This window comes from Phyllobacterium zundukense, assembly GCF_002764115.1.
GTDB lineage: Bacteria > Pseudomonadota > Alphaproteobacteria > Rhizobiales > Rhizobiaceae > Phyllobacterium > Phyllobacterium zundukense.
Genome location: NZ_CP017940.1, coordinates 1585714 through 1602496, shown reverse-complemented (window position 1 = coordinate 1602496; position 16783 = coordinate 1585714). Strand labels below are relative to the sequence as shown.

The following is a 16783-nucleotide window of genomic DNA, read 5'->3' as shown; positions in this document are numbered from 1 at the left end:
AATGCAATCTTGAAGCAGGCATAAAAACCACGGCCTATTTTGGGAAATTTGACTTTTTGGCCCTCGGATGGTGCAAAGGGGTCTTCCAAAACTCAAAAACAACAAGAAATTGGAGAATGAAATGGCATTTCTTACCAATATCATGACCGAGACACGCGACATGGACACGATGGGCGGACGGCTTTCGCGCGCTCGCGAAGCCAAGTCAATGAGTGTGGGCCAGGTAGCAGGGAAAATTGGTGTGAAGCCGCAAACCATCACGGCCTGGGAGTCGGATCGATCGGAACCCCGGGCCAACAGGCTCGTCATGCTGGCCGGATTTCTCGGGGTCAGCCCGACTTGGCTCATGCACGGCGTCGGACAATCGCCACAAGAAAATGACACAGGCGGGAATACCTCGATTTTGACAACCGAGATCGACATGCTCAAAGTTCATCACGAACAGCTCGGCGATCGGATCGAGCAACTGGAAAACGTGCTAGCGAGGCTGCAAGCCGCTTGAAACGTGGGGACTCATCGCATAGTTCTGTGGTGAAACCCGGAACAGATCACGAACTCCCATCGCGTTTCATACCGAAGCGTGCAAAGATCATCGGTGATTCGTAATTCCTGTAGCATTGGCCGCATAAGACTATGGATGATAATAACGACCTCTTTTCAGCGGTGGTAAAAACTGCCCGTGAACGCCAGGCGGCAGTCGAGCAGACGCGGCCCGAACCGGTCGCGACTCCCGTCAGGCCTGTTCCCGCAGCAAAGACTCCGCCTCGCCCAACACCCGAAAGCAGCGGCAGCTACAGTGCGGCTGATATCGAGGTTCTGGAGGGGCTGGAGCCGGTACGCCGCCGTCCGGGCATGTATATTGGCGGTACGGATGAGCGTGCAATGCACCATCTGTTTGCCGAAGTTATCGACAATTCCATGGATGAGGCCGTAGCAGGCCATGCCGATTTCATCGACATCGATCTCGACGAAAACGGCTATCTGTCGGTAACCGACAACGGCCGCGGAATGCCGGTCGATGCCCACCCTAAATTCAAGGACAAATCGGCGCTCGAAGTGATCATGACCATGCTGCATGCCGGCGGCAAGTTCGACTCAAAAGTCTATGAAACCTCCGGCGGTCTGCACGGCGTGGGTGTTTCGGTTGTCAATGCGCTGTCCGATCATTGCGAGGTCGAGGTCGCGCGCAACCGCAAACTGTATCGCCAGCGCTTTTCCCGCGGCAAGGCGCTCGGCCCCATTGAAGTGGTCGGTGAGGTGCAAAACCGGCGCGGTACGCGCGTGACGTTCCATCCTGATGCCGAGATTTTCGGACAGGGCGCGAAATTCGATCCGGCGCGGCTCTACAAAATGGCGCGCTCGAAAGCCTATCTGTTCGGCGGCGTCGAAATTCGCTGGAATTGCGCGCCGTCCCTACTCGATCCTAAGGATCCAACGCCGGACAAGGCTGTGTTTCATTTCCCCGGCGGCTTGAAGGATTATTTGAGTACGACGCTCGGCAAGGATTTTCAGGTTACGCGCGAAATGTTCGCCGGTAAGACCGAAAAAACCGGTGGCCACGGCGCACTGGAATGGGCCGTTGCCTGGTTCGGCGGCGATGGTTTCGTCAATTCCTACTGCAATACCATTCCGACCGGCGAGGGTGGCACCCACGAAGCGGGCCTGCGCATCGCCCTCACCCGCGGTCTCAAGGCCTATGCTGACCTCACCGGCAACAAGCGCGCCTCGATCATCACAACCGATGACGTGATGATCTCTTCGGCTGCCATGCTTTCCGTCTTCATTCGCGAGCCGGAATTTGTCGGCCAGACCAAGGACAAGCTTGCGACCGTCGAGGCACAACGCATTGTTGAAAATGCCATTCGTGACCCGTTCGACCATTGGCTTGCTGCCTCGCCACAGGAAGCATCGAAGCTGCTCGACTGGGTGGTGGACCGGGCCGAGGAACGCGTCAAACGCCGCCAGGAAAAAGAGGTCAATCGCAAATCCGCCGTGAAGAAGCTGCGCCTGCCCGGCAAGCTGGCCGATTGCAGCCAGACCGGCGCGTTGGGCGCTGAACTGTTCATCGTCGAAGGCGACAGCGCTGGCGGCTCGGCCAAGCAGGCGCGCGACCGCGCCACACAGGCCGTTCTGCCCTTGCGCGGCAAGATCTTGAATGTCGTCAGCGCCGGACGCGAGAAGATGACAGCGAATCAGCAGATCGGCGATCTCATCCAGGCGCTCGGCTGTGGCACCCGCTCGAAATATCGTGATGAGGACCTGCGCTATGACCGCGTCATCATCATGACCGACGCGGACGTCGACGGGGCGCATATCGCGTCGCTGCTCATCACGTTCTTCTATCAGGAAATGCCCGAACTCATTCGCAACGGCCATCTGTTCCTTGGTGTGCCGCCACTCTACCGCCTCGCGCAGGGCGGCAAGGTCGCCTATGCCCGTGACGACGCCCATAAGGATGAACTTCTCAAGACGATGTTCACTGGCAAGGGCAAGGTCGAAATCGGCCGTTTCAAGGGCCTCGGCGAAATGCGCGCCGACCAGCTCAAGGAAACGACGATGGACCGCAAGAAGCGGACTTTGTTGCGCGTTCAGATCGACGAGGAATGGGCCAACGAGACAAGGCTCGCCGTGGATGATCTGATGGGTACCCGGCCTGACGCCCGCTTCCGGTTTATCCAGGATCGCGCAGCATTCGTCGAAGAACTGGATATTTAGGCGTTTTAGTTGCTCCCCTTGATCGGGAAATAATCGGCATCGCTTTGAGGTGCCTACTCGCAAAGGTGCAGTGCGTGGTTCGACAAGCTCACCATGAGGGAAGTAGTGGGCTGCAAGCCAATCGCCCCTGTGCAGCGGCTGCCTCCATTGCAGGTTCAGAATGCCGCAAGTCCTGGCTCGCTCCATCAACTCACCACCCTCATGGTGAGCTTGTCGAACCACGCACTGCCGGTTTGGCCGGAATAAACCACTGAAACTTATCCACGCCCTGCAAACCTCGTTTATTATTCTCCCGTCCTTTCCATGGGGAGCTGCTTCCGGAGCCGTTCGAAGTGGGGAGAGGATCGGCGCCTCCGATGGCGGGTAACGGACCCGCTGTCCGGGGAAGTTGCGTCCAAGGGTTCCCCTGCCGGTACTAGGACCGGTGCGTGCTGGACGAGCACTGTGAGGGGCGGTGGGTCAGGTAAGGGCTACGAGCCCGGCCGCTGCCGTCGCGACGCGGAACGGATGCGATAGAAAAACGCCGGACGGGCGGTCTTCGGATCGCATATCACTACCAAAAGACGCGCTTCGACGACCGCCCGTCTTCCCAACCATTCAATGGCCAGACTCGAGATGAGGGCGTGGCAAGGGGTAGCTACACCCGGTTCTTTGATAATCAGAACGGCGCAATCACCGATCAAATATGCAGCGCGTGTCCGAGCGCCTTAAGCGAAGCCTCATGGAAGCCCTCGCTTTGCGTCGGATGCGCGTGGATCGTCCCGGCAATATCCTCAAGACGTGCACCCATTTCCAAGGCTAGCGCGAAGGACGCCGAGAGTTCGGACACGCCCTTCCCGACCGCCTGTATGCCAAGGATCAGATGATTGCCCGCTGCGGCAACCACCCGCACGAACCCCTCCTCGCCTTCCTGCGTCATGGCACGGCCATTAGCAGCGAACGGGAAGAGGCCAATCTTGACCTCATGACCCGCCTCTTTCGCCTCGTCCGGGGAAAGCCCAACGGAGACGATTTCGGGGTCGGTGAAGCACACCGCGGCAATGGCGCGTTTGTCCCAGCTGCGATTTTCGCCGGCGATGATTTCCGCCACCATCTCACCCTGCGCCATGGCGCGGTGCGCCAGCATCGGTTCGCCCGTCACGTCGCCAATGGCATAGACACCGCGCATGGAGGTGCGGCACTTGTCGTCGATGCGGACGAACCGGCCATCCATGTCGATATCGATTTCCTCAAGTCCCCAGCCGGTGGTCACGGGTTTGCGCCCCACGGTCACCAGGACCTTGTCGGCAGCGATCTTGTCATCCTTGCCATCAGCCGTCTCGATCAGCAATGCGTCGCCCTTGGCGCTCATTCCCTTTGCCTTCACGCCGGTCAGCACCATCACGCCAAGCTCTGAAAGATGTCGCGAGACGGGCCGCGTCAGTTCCGCATCATATTGCGGCAGGATTTTCGGCAGTGCCTCGACGACCGTCACCTTCGAACCGAGTTTGGCGAAGGCAGTGCCGAGCTCGAGACCGATATAACCGCCGCCGACAACGACCAGCTTTTCCGGAATCTCCTGCAACGCCAGCGCTTCCGAGGAAGAAATGACATTGCCGCCAAACGGCAGTGAGGGGATTTCGACCGGGGCGGAGCCCGTGGCAATCACCACATTCTCGGCGCGGATGATCTGCTGGCCAGTCAAGGTTTCCACCTCGACCGTCTTGCCGTCGCGGAACTTGGCCTTGCCGGTGACGATCTTGACGTTTGCCTTCTTCAAGAGCCCGGCGACGCCATTGTTGAGGCGGCTGACGATCCCGTCCTTCCAGGCGATGGTCTTGGAGAAGTCGATGGAATGCTCGCCAACCGAAATGCCAAGTGGCGTCTGCTTTGCGGCGAAATGCGCCACCTTTGCGAACTCATCGGCCGCGTGGATCAACGCCTTGGAGGGTATGCAGCCAACCAAGAGACACGTGCCGCCAACCTTGGCGGCTTCGACGATGACCGTATCGACATTCAGCTGACCGGCGCGAATGGCGCAGACATAGCCACCGGGACCCGCGCCGATGACCAGCAGTTTGCAGGAGATATCTTTCATCGGCTCAGCCCTCCACGAAAATCAACGCCGGTGTTTCGAGCAGCGTCCTGATGCGCTGGATGAACACGGCCGCATCCCAGCCATCGATGACCCGGTGATCGAAGCTCGACGACAGGTTCATCATTTTGCGCGGGATAAAGTTCGTCCCATCCCAAACCGGCCTTACACTGATCTTGTTGACGCCGATGATCGCCACTTCCGGGTAATTGATGACGGGCGTTGTCACCACGCCGCCCATGCTGCCAAGCGACGTGATGGTGATCGTCGAGCCGCTGAGCTGTTCGCGGGTGGCCGAACCGGTCTTCGCTGCATCGGCCAGAAGGTTGACTTCGGCGGCACAATCCCAAAGCGTACGCGCCTCGGCATGCTTGACGACTGGGACCACGAGCCCGTTCGGCGTCTGCGCCGCGATGCCGATATGCACACCGCCATGCTGATGGATGATGTTCGCTTCATCGTCGTAAAGCGCGTTGAGCTGCGGCTGGTCGGCGATTGCCTTCACCATCGCGCGCATGAGGAACGGCAGGATGGTCAGTTTCGGCTGATCGGCGCGCTTCTTGGAGTTGAGCATCGCGCGCAACTCTTCCAGCGAAGTAACGTCGATCTCTTCGACGTAGGTAATATGCGGAATGTGCGATTTGGCGATCGCCATTTTTTCCGCAATCTTGCGGCGCAGACCAACGACCTTGATTTCCTTGACGGAACTGTCCGGTGCGAGGGCCGCAACACCCGGCTTCTGCGATCCGCGCGCGAAGAAGGCTTCCAGATCTTCGTGGGTGATCCGCCCGGCCGGACCGGTGCCGCTGACCTGGCGCAGGTCGACACCGGCTTCACGGGCACGCAGGCGAACGGCTGGCGACGCCAGCGGCTTCTCGCCCTCACCACGCGGTGCATTGCCGCCAAAGAGGCGCGGTGCAACCAACGGCGTTTCCGTTGCCGCGATGGGTTTGGGTTTTGGCTTTTCTTCCTGCGGTTTTGTGGCTTCGTTTTTTTTCACCGGAGGTTCGGGTGCCTCGGCCTTCGCCGGCTTGGCTGGCTCCGGTTCGACGGCGTGTCCCTCACCCTCGATTTTCAGGCGAACAAGCGGCGAGCCGATGGCGAGCACCTGCCCGATCTCGCCGCCGAGCCAGATGATCTCGCCGTCCACGGGCGATGGAATCTCGACCGTTGCCTTGTCGGTCATGACGGCGGCAAGGACAGTATCCTCGCGTACCAGATCACCGATTTTGACATTCCACTCGACAAGCTCGGCTTCCGCAACGCCTTCACCGACATCCGGCAGCTTGATGACATATTCGCCCATCGTCTGCTCCTAACCTTCCAGCGTTTCGACAAGTGCACGTCCGACACGCGTCGGCCCGGGGAAATAATCCCACTCCTGCGCATGCGGATATGGCGTATCCCAGCCTGTCACCCGTGCAACCGGTGCTTCCAGCTTGTAGAAGCAATGCTCTTGAACCAGTGCCGCAAGCTCGGCACCAAAGCCGGAGGTCAAAGTCGCCTCGTGCACGATGACACAGCGTCCTGTCTTCGAGACGGATTCCACGATTGTTTCGAGATCGAGCGGCAACAGCGTGCGCAGATCGATGATTTCTGCGTCAATGCCGTGTTCCTCTGCCGCCGCCTCCGCCACATAGACCATGGTGCCGTAGGCCAGAACGGTCAGCTGCGAGCCTTCGCGGCGCTTGATTGCCTTGCCGAGCGGCACCGTATAGTGGCCGTCGGGCACATCGCCGAGTTCGTGCTTCGACCACGGCGTCACTGGCCGGTCATGATGACCGTCAAACGGACCGTTATAGAGACGCTTGGGCTCAAGGAAGATCACCGGGTCCGGATCTTCGATGGCCGAGATCAGCAGACCTTTCGCATCATGCGGGTTGGATGGCACGACGACCTTCAGGCCAGAAACATGCGTGAACAGCGCTTCCGGGCTCTGGCTGTGCGTCTGCCCGCCGAAAATGCCGCCACCTGCCGGCATGCGCACCACGATCGGGCAGGTAAACCCACCATTGGAGCGGTAGCGCAGGCGCGCGGCCTCCGAAACGATCTGGTCGTAGGCCGGATAGACATAATCCGCGAACTGGATTTCGATGCAGGGTTTCAGGCCGTAGGCTGCCATGCCGATCGCCGCGCCGACAATGCCCGCCTCGCTGATCGGTGCATCGAAACAGCGTGTCTTGCCATATTTCGCCTGCAGCCCCTGCGTGCAACGGAAGACACCGCCAAAAAAGCCCACATCTTCACCGAACACGACGACATTGTCGTCGCGCTCCATCATGATATCCATCGCGTCGCGGATGGCTTCGATCATCGTTTTGCGCGGCATTGACTACACTCCTGCCTGCTGACGCTGCCGGCGCAGATGCGGTGGCATTTCCTCGTACACTCCCTCGAACATGTCCCGGGCCGAAGGCTTGCCGCCGGCATGCAGCGTGCCGAAGCTTTCGGCCTCTTTCTGCGCGGCAATAACCGTGTCGAGAATTTCGGCCTCCGTCTGCTTGTGGCGCTCGTCCGACCAGACGCCACGGCCAATCAGATGGTTCTTCAACCGTACAATCGGATCGCCAAGCGGCCAGGCATCGGACTCGGTCTTCGGCCGATAGGCCGACGGATCGTCGGAGGTGGAATGTGCACCCACGCGATAGGTGACGTACTCGATCAGTGTTGGACCGAGATTGCGCCGCGCGCGCTCGATCGCCCACTTCGCGACAGCAAACACGGCGAAATAGTCATTGCCATCAACACGCAGCGCCGGAATGCCGAAGCCGAGGCCCCGCGCAGCAAATGTGCCGGAGCCGCCGCGCGCAATTCCCTGGAACGTGGAAATCGCCCACTGATTGTTGACAATGTTGAGCACCACCGGCGCCTTGTAGGTCGAGGCGAAGACCAGCGATGCATGGAAATCGGATTCAGCCGTCGAGCCGTCGCCGATCCATCCGGCGGCGATCTTGGTGTCGTTCTTGATCGCCGAAGCCATGGCCCAGCCAACGGCCTGGATATATTGTGTGGCGAGATTGCCGGAGATCGAGAAGAAACCGTGTTCCTTCGACGAATACATGATCGGCAGCTGGCGGCCCTTGAGAGGATCGCGCTCGTTGGAATAGATCTGGCACATCATCTCGACCATCGGATAATCGCCAGCAATCAGAAGGCCTGCCTGACGATAGGTCGGGAAATTCATGTCACCGGGCGCAAGCGCCTTGCGGAAAGCGCAGCTGACGGCCTCTTCGCCGAGGTGCTGCATGTAAAAGGAGGTCTTGCCTTGCCGCTGGGCAATCTGCATGCGTGCATCGAAGGTCCGCAGCGTCATCATGTGGCGCAAACCTTCAATCAGCTGATCATCGGTCAACAATCCGGCCCAGGGACCGACCGCGTCACCATCGCGGCTCAATACGCGAATGATCGAAAAGGCAAGGTCGCGGATCTCTTCGGGATTGGTGTCTACTTCAGGACGCCGAACCGATCCGGCCTCCGGAATGTTCACATTGGAAAAATCCGGCTCGCCGCCATGCCGCACCGCCGGTTCCGGCACATGCAAGCTAAGGGGACCAAATTCACCAAGGGGACCATCATCAGACATATTGCAGACCTCCCAATCACGCATATCGTCCTGATATTCTAACATGAATTATTAGGTCAGTAATACTGTCTTAATTTTGGGAATATTGACTGTCTTATGATTTCTTCCCTGAGATAACCCATATAACTATTTGAAATAAGTAAGTTTTTCAACCAGAACCGTGATAATAGGGCATAACCCTGTACTCAAAAAAGCAATATTGCATCATTTCAAGCACAACGCGCTGATTTATTCATTCAACGACGCGATGAATTTTGTAATCAAATATGGATCAGTTGACGTTTCGGCAGTCAAGCGGCAGCGATTGCCAGAGCGTGTTCGCGTGCATTTTCCCGAATCGCCTCAAGGTAGATCCGTTTGAGAAGCGAAAGCATATCGTCATTGGCGGCGGCTGGAACCGTTCCGGCCCCACGATTGTCCGGCGCAACATGCGCCATCATCCTGCGCACAACTTCCTGCGGTCCGATGGTGAGCTTTCCACTGGCCACGCCACGCCACGCCTGGAGAGCCACTCCCAATGGTCGATACGTGCTGTCAGGCAATCCGGCAGCGCTGAACAATGCACCGAGCGCCGTAGCACGGCCGTCGATGAGCAGGCTGCGTACACGTGAAAGGCTGTAACCGGAGAGGGCCACAAGAATGGCACCGAAGAAATCAATCTTTCCGGCCGCGACGATCCGGATGACGAAGGCGGTCGTAAGGTCACCACGCAACTGCAAGTGTTCGATGAGAGCGGGATATTCCTCCGCCGGCGTCGCTGCAACGAGACTGATGGATGCCTTGACGCAGGCCTCCTGTGTCACCCGCTTTGCCCTTCTCTCCCCCATCAGGGCCATGACCATGTCCATCTGGCAGAGGGCCTCTGCAATCCGGATCGCCAGGGCGTGGCGACAATCAGCTGGCAGGCGGTCGTCATCAACCAGAAGGGCACGGATTTCAGCCACATGACCAAGGCGTTCGATCAGCCTGCGGAAGCTGATATCGGCGATCTGCGCCTGGGTGTTGGACAGAAGCTCCATTACGGCCACGGTCTCGCCGATCTCGATAATTGCGGCACTGACCGCGAAAGACACTTTCGGCCTTGCAGCGATAACCTTTTGCGCCTCGCCGCTTCCGCCAGCAACACAATCAACCAGATCCGTATCGCTAAGGAGCATGGATCGCCCGAGCATATAGGTGGCAATCTCGATCTGATCGCGTGCAAGGCCGGTAACGATATGGGCTGGTGCATGGGCGCTGGTCGAAAAGACATCAGCCAATGCCAGACGGACCTTTGGCGAAGGATCGTCAAGGAGAAGCGTCAACATTGCCTCTGCAGCGCACCGGTCTTCAAAGTCGAGTTCAGACTGGAGATAGATATGGGCCAGAGCGCCTGCGGCATGACAACGTTGCGCCACAGAAGCATTATCGATCATTTTCAGATAGTGCTGAACCGACATCAATATTTCGCCCCCGAGTCTCTGCTTGTCTCAAGATTAGTGCGAAAAGGTTTACGATCGGTTCACCATATCGATTAACCATGTTCAAGCGGGATGCTCGCATGTTGCGATCCAGTCAAAGCCGCCCTAGTCTGCCGCAAAAGCATTGAGGAGACGCGAGACATCATGGCCGGGCTATATCTGGAAGACTTTGAAATCGGGCATGTATTTCAGCACACATTGCGCAAGACCGTGACCGAAAGCGACAACATGCTGTTTTCCGTCATGACGCTCAACCCGCAGCCGCTGCATATCGATTTCGATTTCGCCAGCAAGACCGAATGGGGCAAACCACTGGTCAATTCCCTGTTCACACTTGGTCTGATGATCGGCATTTCGGTCAACGACACAACAGTTGGAACAACAATCGCCAATCTCGGCATGACGGATGTGACGTTCCCCGCGCCACTGTTTCATGGCGATACCGTGCGGGTGGAGACACAGGTGATCTCAGCGAGGCGATCGAAATCGAAGCCGGATCGCGGCATCGTCGAGTTTGAACACCGGGCCTTCAATCAATTCGGTGTGCTTGTCGCCCAGTGCACACGGCAGGCCATGATGAAGTCGAAGGGTGCCGCCTGATGCGCTCGCTGCTGTTCGTTCCGGGCGATTCAGAAAAGAAACTGGAGAAAGGCCTGACCAGCGGGGCCGATGTTTTGCTGATCGATCTTGAGGATTCCGTCAGCGCGGAACGCAAGGAAACCGCCAGAAGGATCGCCGCCGACTTTTTGACGGCCAATCGTGACCGCCTCTCGCCTCGCCTGTTCGTCCGTATCAATGATCTGACCAGCGGGCTGGCGAATGACGATCTCACGGCGGTGATGCCGGCCCTGCCCCACGGCATTCTCCTGCCGAAGTCCAATAGCGGCAAGGACGTTACGCGTCTTGCGGCCAAGCTCAACGTTCACGAGGCGCGAGCAGGCGTTGCTGAAGGATCAACGCAGATCCTCGCCATCATCACCGAAACGGCAATTGGAACGCTTTCAGCAGCGAGCTATCCCGATGTTTCGACGCGTCTGATCGGCCTCAGCTGGGGCGCGGAAGACCTGTCCGCTGCCATAGGAGCGCGTAAGGCCCGCGACGAGTCAGGCCGGTATACGGATGTGTTCCGGCTGGCGCGCGCGGTGACAATTCTCGGTGCATCGGCGGCGGAAGTCGCAGCGATCGATACGGTCTACATCAACTATCGCGACGATGGGGGTCTGGCACGTGAATGCATGGATGCCGAGCGCGACGGCTTTACCGGCAAGCTTGCCATTCACCCGGCACAGGTGCCGATCATCAATGAGACATTCACGCCATCTGCTGAAGCTGTTGAACATGCAAGAAAGATCATCGACGCCTTTTCAGCGGATCCCTCGGCCGGAGTTATCGGTATCGATGGCCAGATGTTTGACCGGCCGCATCTGCGCCGGGCCGAGCGGCTTGTTGCCCGGACCAAGTCAACTACCTGATTCATTCCATCTTGGCCGGAACATCTGAAACGTCTCGGATACCGAGGCAAAATCCATGTAGCCGAGACGGGAAACCGGCTGTGCCTTTGTCATGTCCACCAGGCCGTTGGTGAGGATTGCCTCGTTGATGTGAACGCCGACCACCTCGCCAATGACCACGAAAGCACTGACCGGGTTGCCATGGCGGTCCTTCGGATTCTGGACATCGGTCAGGACGCATTCAAGTGTTGCATAAGCTTCAGCAACGCGCGGCGCGCCAATCAGCGTGCAGTCCGTCGGGGTCAATCCTGAATACTCGAATTCACTGACCCCGCGCGGAGCGTTTACGGATGTCGCGTTCATGGCCACGGAAAGGTTAGCACTCACGAGGTTGGCGGCGAATTCGCCCGTCTCCTCGATGAACGCCACACTGTCCTTGTAACCTTCCGATGAGAACATGAGCATGCAAGGCTTGGTGCTGATCATGTTGAAGAAGGAGTAAGGCGCGAGATTGACCTTGCCCTCTTTCGATCTGCTGGAAATCCAACCGATCGGGCGCGGAGAAACAATCGCCTTCAATGGATCGTGCGGCAGGCCGTGGCCATCCTCATACCTGTAGAACATGCGCTTCAGCCTTCCCACGGACCGGAATATTCGGAAAGGATGTCCTTGACTTCAGGCCGAGGGCGTTCCGGCACTTTTTGCGGGCAGCTGCCGATGTGAACAAACCCGGTAACGCGCTCATGCGGCGCCAATCCGAGCAAAGTACGGCCCTTTTCGTCGGAAGAATACCAGTTGCTGATCCAGTTGGTGGCATAGCCGAGAGCGTTCGCCGCGAGGCATAGTTTCATGGCAGCTGCCCCGGACGAGAGGAACTGTTCCCATTCAGGAATGTGATGTTCGACCGGTGCGAAAATCACGCCGATGACCAATGGCGCGCGGGCAAAGCGTTTCAATTCCTGCTCCCGGCGTTGCTCTGTCAGCGGGCCTTCGCGTTCCTCGGCAAGGTCCGCGAGATATTTTCCAACCCGTTCGCGCGCTTCGCCCCGATAGAGAATGAAACGCCATGGAGTCAGACGGCCGTGGTCAGGGACGCGCGAGGCGATGCGAACCATCGTTTCGATTTCATCGTCAGATGGGGCAGGAAGCCCGATTGCTGAAATCGGCGTTGAGCTGCGCGTTGACAGAAATTCAATGATGGAAGGGGTAACAGACGTATCCATGGAATAAAGCAGCGGTCCTGTTTTGCACATAATACCAAAATCAGCTTCGATCTTGGAAAGGTTCATGCGCCATTGAAAATGGTACCGAGTCTTCTGCGCCCAAGGGGGACGCACGGCTCAGTAGTGATGCGCGGACAATGTGGTGGTTTCCGGCATCAAGTAAAGGTCAGGATTGAGAAAAAGCCTTGAAATTGCCATCGGCTTCGGATCAAACCGTTTCATGGGTGCATTCCAGATTAATTCAGCGGGCAGCAAGCCCCGAAAATGCAGGCAGCTGCTTGCAGCGATGGCTTTTGCAGGTTTGCTCGCAGCGCCCCCTGGCGTATGGGCGCAGGCACTCGCACCGGATTTGCCCTCGACACCTACCGTCGAATTGCCCAGTATTCCCAATCTCAACGAGTATGCCAATCCAAAGGCGCCCGCGAACAGCCCGATTGCCAACGAACCGGAGCTTGTGCTGTCAGCCAAACTCTCCGAAGAAGGCGATCCAATCGGACGGGGGCTTGTCTGGCGGGTGTTTTCCCCCGAGGCCAGTGATGACGGCAAGCTGGCATTGCTGGCGACGTCCAAGGGCGGCACGACCTCATTCAATCTCGCGCCCGGCAGCTACCTGGTGCATGTGGCTTTCGGGCGCGCCGGCGCGACCAAGCGCATTACGATGACCCGCGCCAAGCGTAGCGAGACGATGATTCTCGATGCGGGCGGTGTAAAGCTCAATGCCGTCCTTTCGGGTGGCGGACGGATTCCGCCGGACCAATTGCGATTCTCGATCTATGAGGATCACGAGGACTCGAACGGGGAACGGGCGCTGATTATTCCGGACGTCAAGCCGGACAGCGTGGTACGCCTCAATACCGGCACCTACCAGATTGTTTCCAATTACGGCACGGCAAATGCAGTCATCCGCTCTGATATCCGCGTTGAGGCAGGCAAGATCACTGAAGCCAATGTGGAGCACCGGGCGGCCCAGCTGACGTTGAAGCTGGTGCGTGAAACGGGCGGCGAAGCGATGGCCGATACAGCCTGGTCTGTGTTGACCACGTCGGGCGATATTGTGCGGGAAAGCGTCGGGGCATTCGCGTCCATTGTTTTGGCAGAGGGCGAATATGTCATTATCGCCAAGAACAAGGACCGCATCTATCAGCGCGATTTCAAAGTCGTTGCCGGACAGAATCAGGATGTCGAAGTTCTGGCAAAGGATGGCGCGAGCACTGCGGCGACCGCCAATCAGCCGGCCGACGGCGAAGAACCGCTGGATTAGCGGGTCTTTGGCTCGAGTGAGAAAACCGCGTCGTAGAGATATTCCAGCAGACGCTTGCGGTCCTCAAACGGTTTCAGTTCTTCCCATCCAATGACGCGGCCGATGCGCACATTGATTGATTTGCCGGACAACCGGCGGAATTCCCGAATCAACAGCGAAATGCGCAGCGTCATCGACACCTTGCTGGCAAGGTGGAAGAAACGGCCATTCTGGCCGCCAAAATAAACCGGAATGACCGACGCTTTCGCCTGCTGTACAAGCTTTGCCGGAAAGATTTTCCATGGCAAATCCTCGGCACGGCCAAAACCCTTCGGCGCCGTCGCTACACCGCCCGCCGGAAAGACGACGATGGTCACCCCCTCCTTAAGCAGCCGTACGGCCTCGTGGCGTGTCGCCATGTTCATCGCCATCGCTTCCTTCGTCTCGTCGAAACAAACGGGAAGCGCATACGGGCGAATCTCCGGGACTTTCAGGAGATCGTTATTGATCAGCACCCGGAACGGACGGCCGAGCTGTTCGGCCAATGCCAGGGACGCGATGCCGTCGCCAATGCCAAAGGGGTGGTTGGCGATGATGACCAAGGGTGTGTCCGGCAATTCCCGTGGCGGCCATTGATCCACAATATCGAGACGAACGTTGATCAGATCCATCATGCGGCAGAACACATCGATACCCGCAGGGACGATGTCGTTCCGCCAGGTATTGTATAGCTGAGCATAATAGTTGCGACCGGACAGGCCTTCGATGGAGCGGATGAGCCATTGGGTCAGACGTGTCTGCGTGTCATTGGCATAGGAGAGCTCTGGAAACTGCACGCGGGACCCCGGCTAAAATTAAAGTGGCTTGGATTTTCTCGCATCCATATGACAGCGTGATGAAGCCACCACGCTGTCATATTTCCGGATTACTCCGCCGCGACGCGCAGCAGATCGGGCGGCGTTGCTTCGTCTGCAAGCTGACGGATTGCATCATCCAGGTTCAGCGACGTCTGGTTCTGCGAACCAAGGCGCCGCATGTTGACCGAACGCTCCTCGGCCTCACGCATGCCGCAAACGAGAATGACCGGCACCTTCTGCAGCGAATGCTCACGCACCTTGTAGTTGATCTTCTCGTTGCGGAAGTCGGTGATAACCTGAAGACCGGCCGCTTTCAGCTCCTTGGCCACTTGCTTGCCGTATTCATCGGCCTCGGACGTGATCGTGGCGACGACCACCTGGACCGGCGCAAACCACAGCGGCATGTGTCCGGCGTAGTTCTCGATAAGAATGCCGAGGAAGCGTTCCATCGAACCGCAGATGGCGCGATGGATCATCACCGGCTGCTTCTTCTCCGAGGTCGAGTCGATGTAGAAGGCACCAAACCGCTCCGGCAGATTAAAATCGACCTGCGTCGTACCGCATTGCCAGTCACGACCGATGGCATCGCGCAGCACATATTCGAACTTGGGACCATAGAAGGCACCCTCGCCTGGATTGATCGCCGTCTTGATTGTGCCGCCTGACTGCTCCTCGATGGTCTTGAGCACCTTGCTCATGACCTCTTCGGCGCGATCCCACAACTCGTCCGAACCAACGCGTTTGTCCGGGCGCGTCGATAGCTTCACCGTGATGCCTTGGAAACCGAAATCGGCATAGGTCGTCAGGATCAGATCATTGATGCGCAGACATTCCGCTTCCATCTGCTCGTCGGTGCAGAAAATATGCGCATCATCCTGCGTGAAGCCGCGCACGCGCATCAGGCCATGCAGCGCGCCCGATGGCTCGTAGCGATGGACATTGCCGAATTCCGCAAGCTTTACCGGCAGATCGCGATAGGACTTCAACCCATGCTTGAAGATCTGCACATGGCCGGGGCAGTTCATTGGCTTCAATGCGAAAACGCGCTCATCATCGGTTTCGTCACCGGCAACCGTAACCTTGAACATATTGTCCCGGTACCAGCCCCAGTGGCCCGACGTCTCCCATAGCGACTTGTCGAGCACCTGCGGTGCGTTGACTTCGCTATAGCCGTGGCTGTCCAGCCTGCGCCGCATATAGCTGACAAGACTCTGGAACATCCGCCAGCCTTTTGGATGCCAGAAAACAACGCCCGGTCCCTCTTCCTGGAAGTGGAACAGGTCCATTTCCCGGCCAAGACGGCGATGGTCGCGCTTTTCCGCTTCCTCCAGCATGTGCAGATAGGACTGCAGATCTGCGTCGTTGGTGAATGCCGTTCCATAGATTCGGCTGAGCATGGGATTGTTGCTGTCACCGCGCCAATAGGCACCGGCAACCTTCATCAACTTGAAGGAACTGCCGATCTGGCCCGTCGACGCCATATGCGGACCGCGGCACAGATCGTACCAATCGCCCTGCGCGTAGATCTTCAGATCCTGGCCTTCGGGAATGGCGTTCACGAGCTCAACCTTGTAGGTCTCGCCCTTCTCCGCAAAGATTTTACGCGCCTTTTCGCGTGACCAGATTTCCTTGGTGAACGGTTTGTTGCGGGCAATGATTTCCCGCATCTTCTTCTCGATCACCGGCAGGTCGTCGGGCGTGAAAGGCTCGTTCTTGGCGAAATCGTAATAAAAGCCATTCTCGATCACTGGACCGATGGTGACCTGGGTCCCGGGAAACAGTTCCTGTACCGCTTCGGCAAGAACGTGAGCGCAGTCGTGCCGGATCAATTCCAGCGCGCGCGGATCTTCGCGGGTCAGGATCTCGATCTTACCCGAATCTTGCAGCGGGTCGGACAAATCACGCACAACACCATCGACCGCATAGGCGACGGCTTTTTTGGCAAGTGATTTGGAAATGGAATCGGCAAGTTCCGCACCGGTCATGGCAGCATCGTATTCGCGCTTCGAGCCATCGGGGAATTGCATGGACACAGTTTTTGCAACTGTCTGTGACATATATTTGCTCCTATCCAGTCCCGCCAACGATTGCGGGTGGTGTTTAACGACCGGATCGTTTCCGGCGAGCGGACTTCTAAATGCTGTTTTGTCTGGCGTAAAGTGCCTGAAAAGAAAAGCGTG

Annotated in this window: 14 protein-coding genes; 5 read left to right on the top strand and 9 right to left on the bottom strand. The window is 58.0% G+C overall.

Annotated features, from left to right (window positions below; all coding sequences use genetic code 11):
* Positions 1 to 121 precede the first annotated feature (121 nt).
* Positions 122 to 502 (top strand): helix-turn-helix domain-containing protein, encoded by a 381-nt coding sequence (locus BLM14_RS07970; RefSeq protein WP_100001096.1) that lies wholly within the window; start codon positions 122 to 124, stop codon positions 500 to 502.
* A gap of 131 nt (positions 503 to 633) precedes the next feature.
* Positions 634 to 2715, top strand: a complete 2082-nt coding sequence (parE, locus tag BLM14_RS07965) for a DNA topoisomerase IV subunit B (protein WP_099998882.1) — start codon at positions 634 to 636, stop codon at positions 2713 to 2715.
* 679 nt (positions 2716 to 3394) lie between these two features.
* On the opposite strand, the gene lpdA is transcribed toward parE, so the two are convergent.
* The 5 genes from lpdA to BLM14_RS07940 form a co-directional block, all read right to left on the bottom strand.
* Complete coding sequence (gene lpdA, locus BLM14_RS07960) at positions 3395 to 4792, bottom strand: dihydrolipoyl dehydrogenase (protein WP_099998881.1); 1398 nt, start codon at positions 4790 to 4792, stop codon at positions 3395 to 3397.
* A 4-nt stretch (positions 4793 to 4796) separates the two neighbouring features.
* The gene (locus tag BLM14_RS07955; protein WP_099998880.1) at positions 4797 to 6095 is read right to left on the bottom strand and encodes a dihydrolipoamide acetyltransferase family protein; all 1299 of its coding nucleotides are present in this window, start codon (positions 6093 to 6095) and stop codon (positions 4797 to 4799) included.
* A gap of 9 nt (positions 6096 to 6104) precedes the next feature.
* A complete protein-coding gene (locus tag BLM14_RS07950) occupies positions 6105 to 7118 on the bottom strand; it encodes an alpha-ketoacid dehydrogenase subunit beta (RefSeq protein WP_099998879.1) in 1014 nt (337 codons plus the stop codon).
* A 3-nt stretch (positions 7119 to 7121) separates the two neighbouring features.
* The gene (locus BLM14_RS07945; protein WP_099998878.1) at positions 7122 to 8372 is read right to left on the bottom strand and encodes a 3-methyl-2-oxobutanoate dehydrogenase (2-methylpropanoyl-transferring) subunit alpha; all 1251 of its coding nucleotides are present in this window, start codon (positions 8370 to 8372) and stop codon (positions 7122 to 7124) included.
* 290 nt (positions 8373 to 8662) lie between these two features.
* Positions 8663 to 9811, bottom strand: coding sequence for a DUF2336 domain-containing protein (locus BLM14_RS07940; protein WP_099998877.1), 1149 nt, complete (start codon positions 9809 to 9811; stop codon positions 8663 to 8665).
* A gap of 165 nt (positions 9812 to 9976) precedes the next feature.
* On the opposite strand from BLM14_RS07940, the gene BLM14_RS07935 reads away from it, so the two are divergent.
* Both BLM14_RS07935 and BLM14_RS07930 read left to right on the top strand, forming a co-directional pair.
* Positions 9977 to 10432, top strand: coding sequence for a MaoC family dehydratase (locus BLM14_RS07935; protein WP_099998876.1), 456 nt, complete (start codon positions 9977 to 9979; stop codon positions 10430 to 10432).
* Positions 10432 to 11304: an HpcH/HpaI aldolase/citrate lyase family protein gene (locus BLM14_RS07930; protein WP_099998875.1), complete on the top strand. Its 873-nt coding sequence runs from the start codon at positions 10432 to 10434 to the stop codon at positions 11302 to 11304. The genes BLM14_RS07935 and BLM14_RS07930 overlap by 1 nt, the downstream gene beginning before the upstream one ends.
* On the opposite strand, the gene BLM14_RS07925 is transcribed toward BLM14_RS07930, so the two are convergent.
* Together BLM14_RS07925 and BLM14_RS07920 are read right to left on the bottom strand one after the other, a co-directional pair.
* Entirely contained in the window at positions 11293 to 11907 is a 615-nt protein-coding gene (locus BLM14_RS07925) for a flavin reductase family protein (RefSeq protein WP_099998874.1), read from the bottom strand. The two genes, BLM14_RS07930 and BLM14_RS07925, sit on opposite strands and share 12 nt — an antisense overlap.
* 5 nt (positions 11908 to 11912) lie before the next feature.
* Entirely contained in the window at positions 11913 to 12506 is a 594-nt protein-coding gene (locus BLM14_RS07920) for a nitroreductase family protein (RefSeq protein WP_100001095.1), read from the bottom strand.
* Between the two features lie 286 nt (positions 12507 to 12792).
* Between BLM14_RS07920 and BLM14_RS07915 the strand changes: the two genes are divergently transcribed.
* Positions 12793 to 13767, top strand: coding sequence for a hypothetical protein (locus BLM14_RS07915; RefSeq protein WP_335672074.1), 975 nt, complete (start codon positions 12793 to 12795; stop codon positions 13765 to 13767).
* On the opposite strand, the gene BLM14_RS07910 is transcribed toward BLM14_RS07915, so the two are convergent.
* Entirely contained in the window at positions 13764 to 14582 is an 819-nt protein-coding gene (locus tag BLM14_RS07910; protein WP_099998872.1) for a lysophospholipid acyltransferase family protein, read from the bottom strand. The two genes, BLM14_RS07915 and BLM14_RS07910, sit on opposite strands and share 4 nt — an antisense overlap.
* An 89-nt stretch (positions 14583 to 14671) precedes the next feature.
* A complete protein-coding gene (gene thrS, locus BLM14_RS07905) occupies positions 14672 to 16660 on the bottom strand; it encodes a threonine--tRNA ligase (RefSeq protein WP_099998871.1) in 1989 nt (662 codons plus the stop codon).
* Positions 16661 to 16783: the final 123 nt, after the last annotated feature.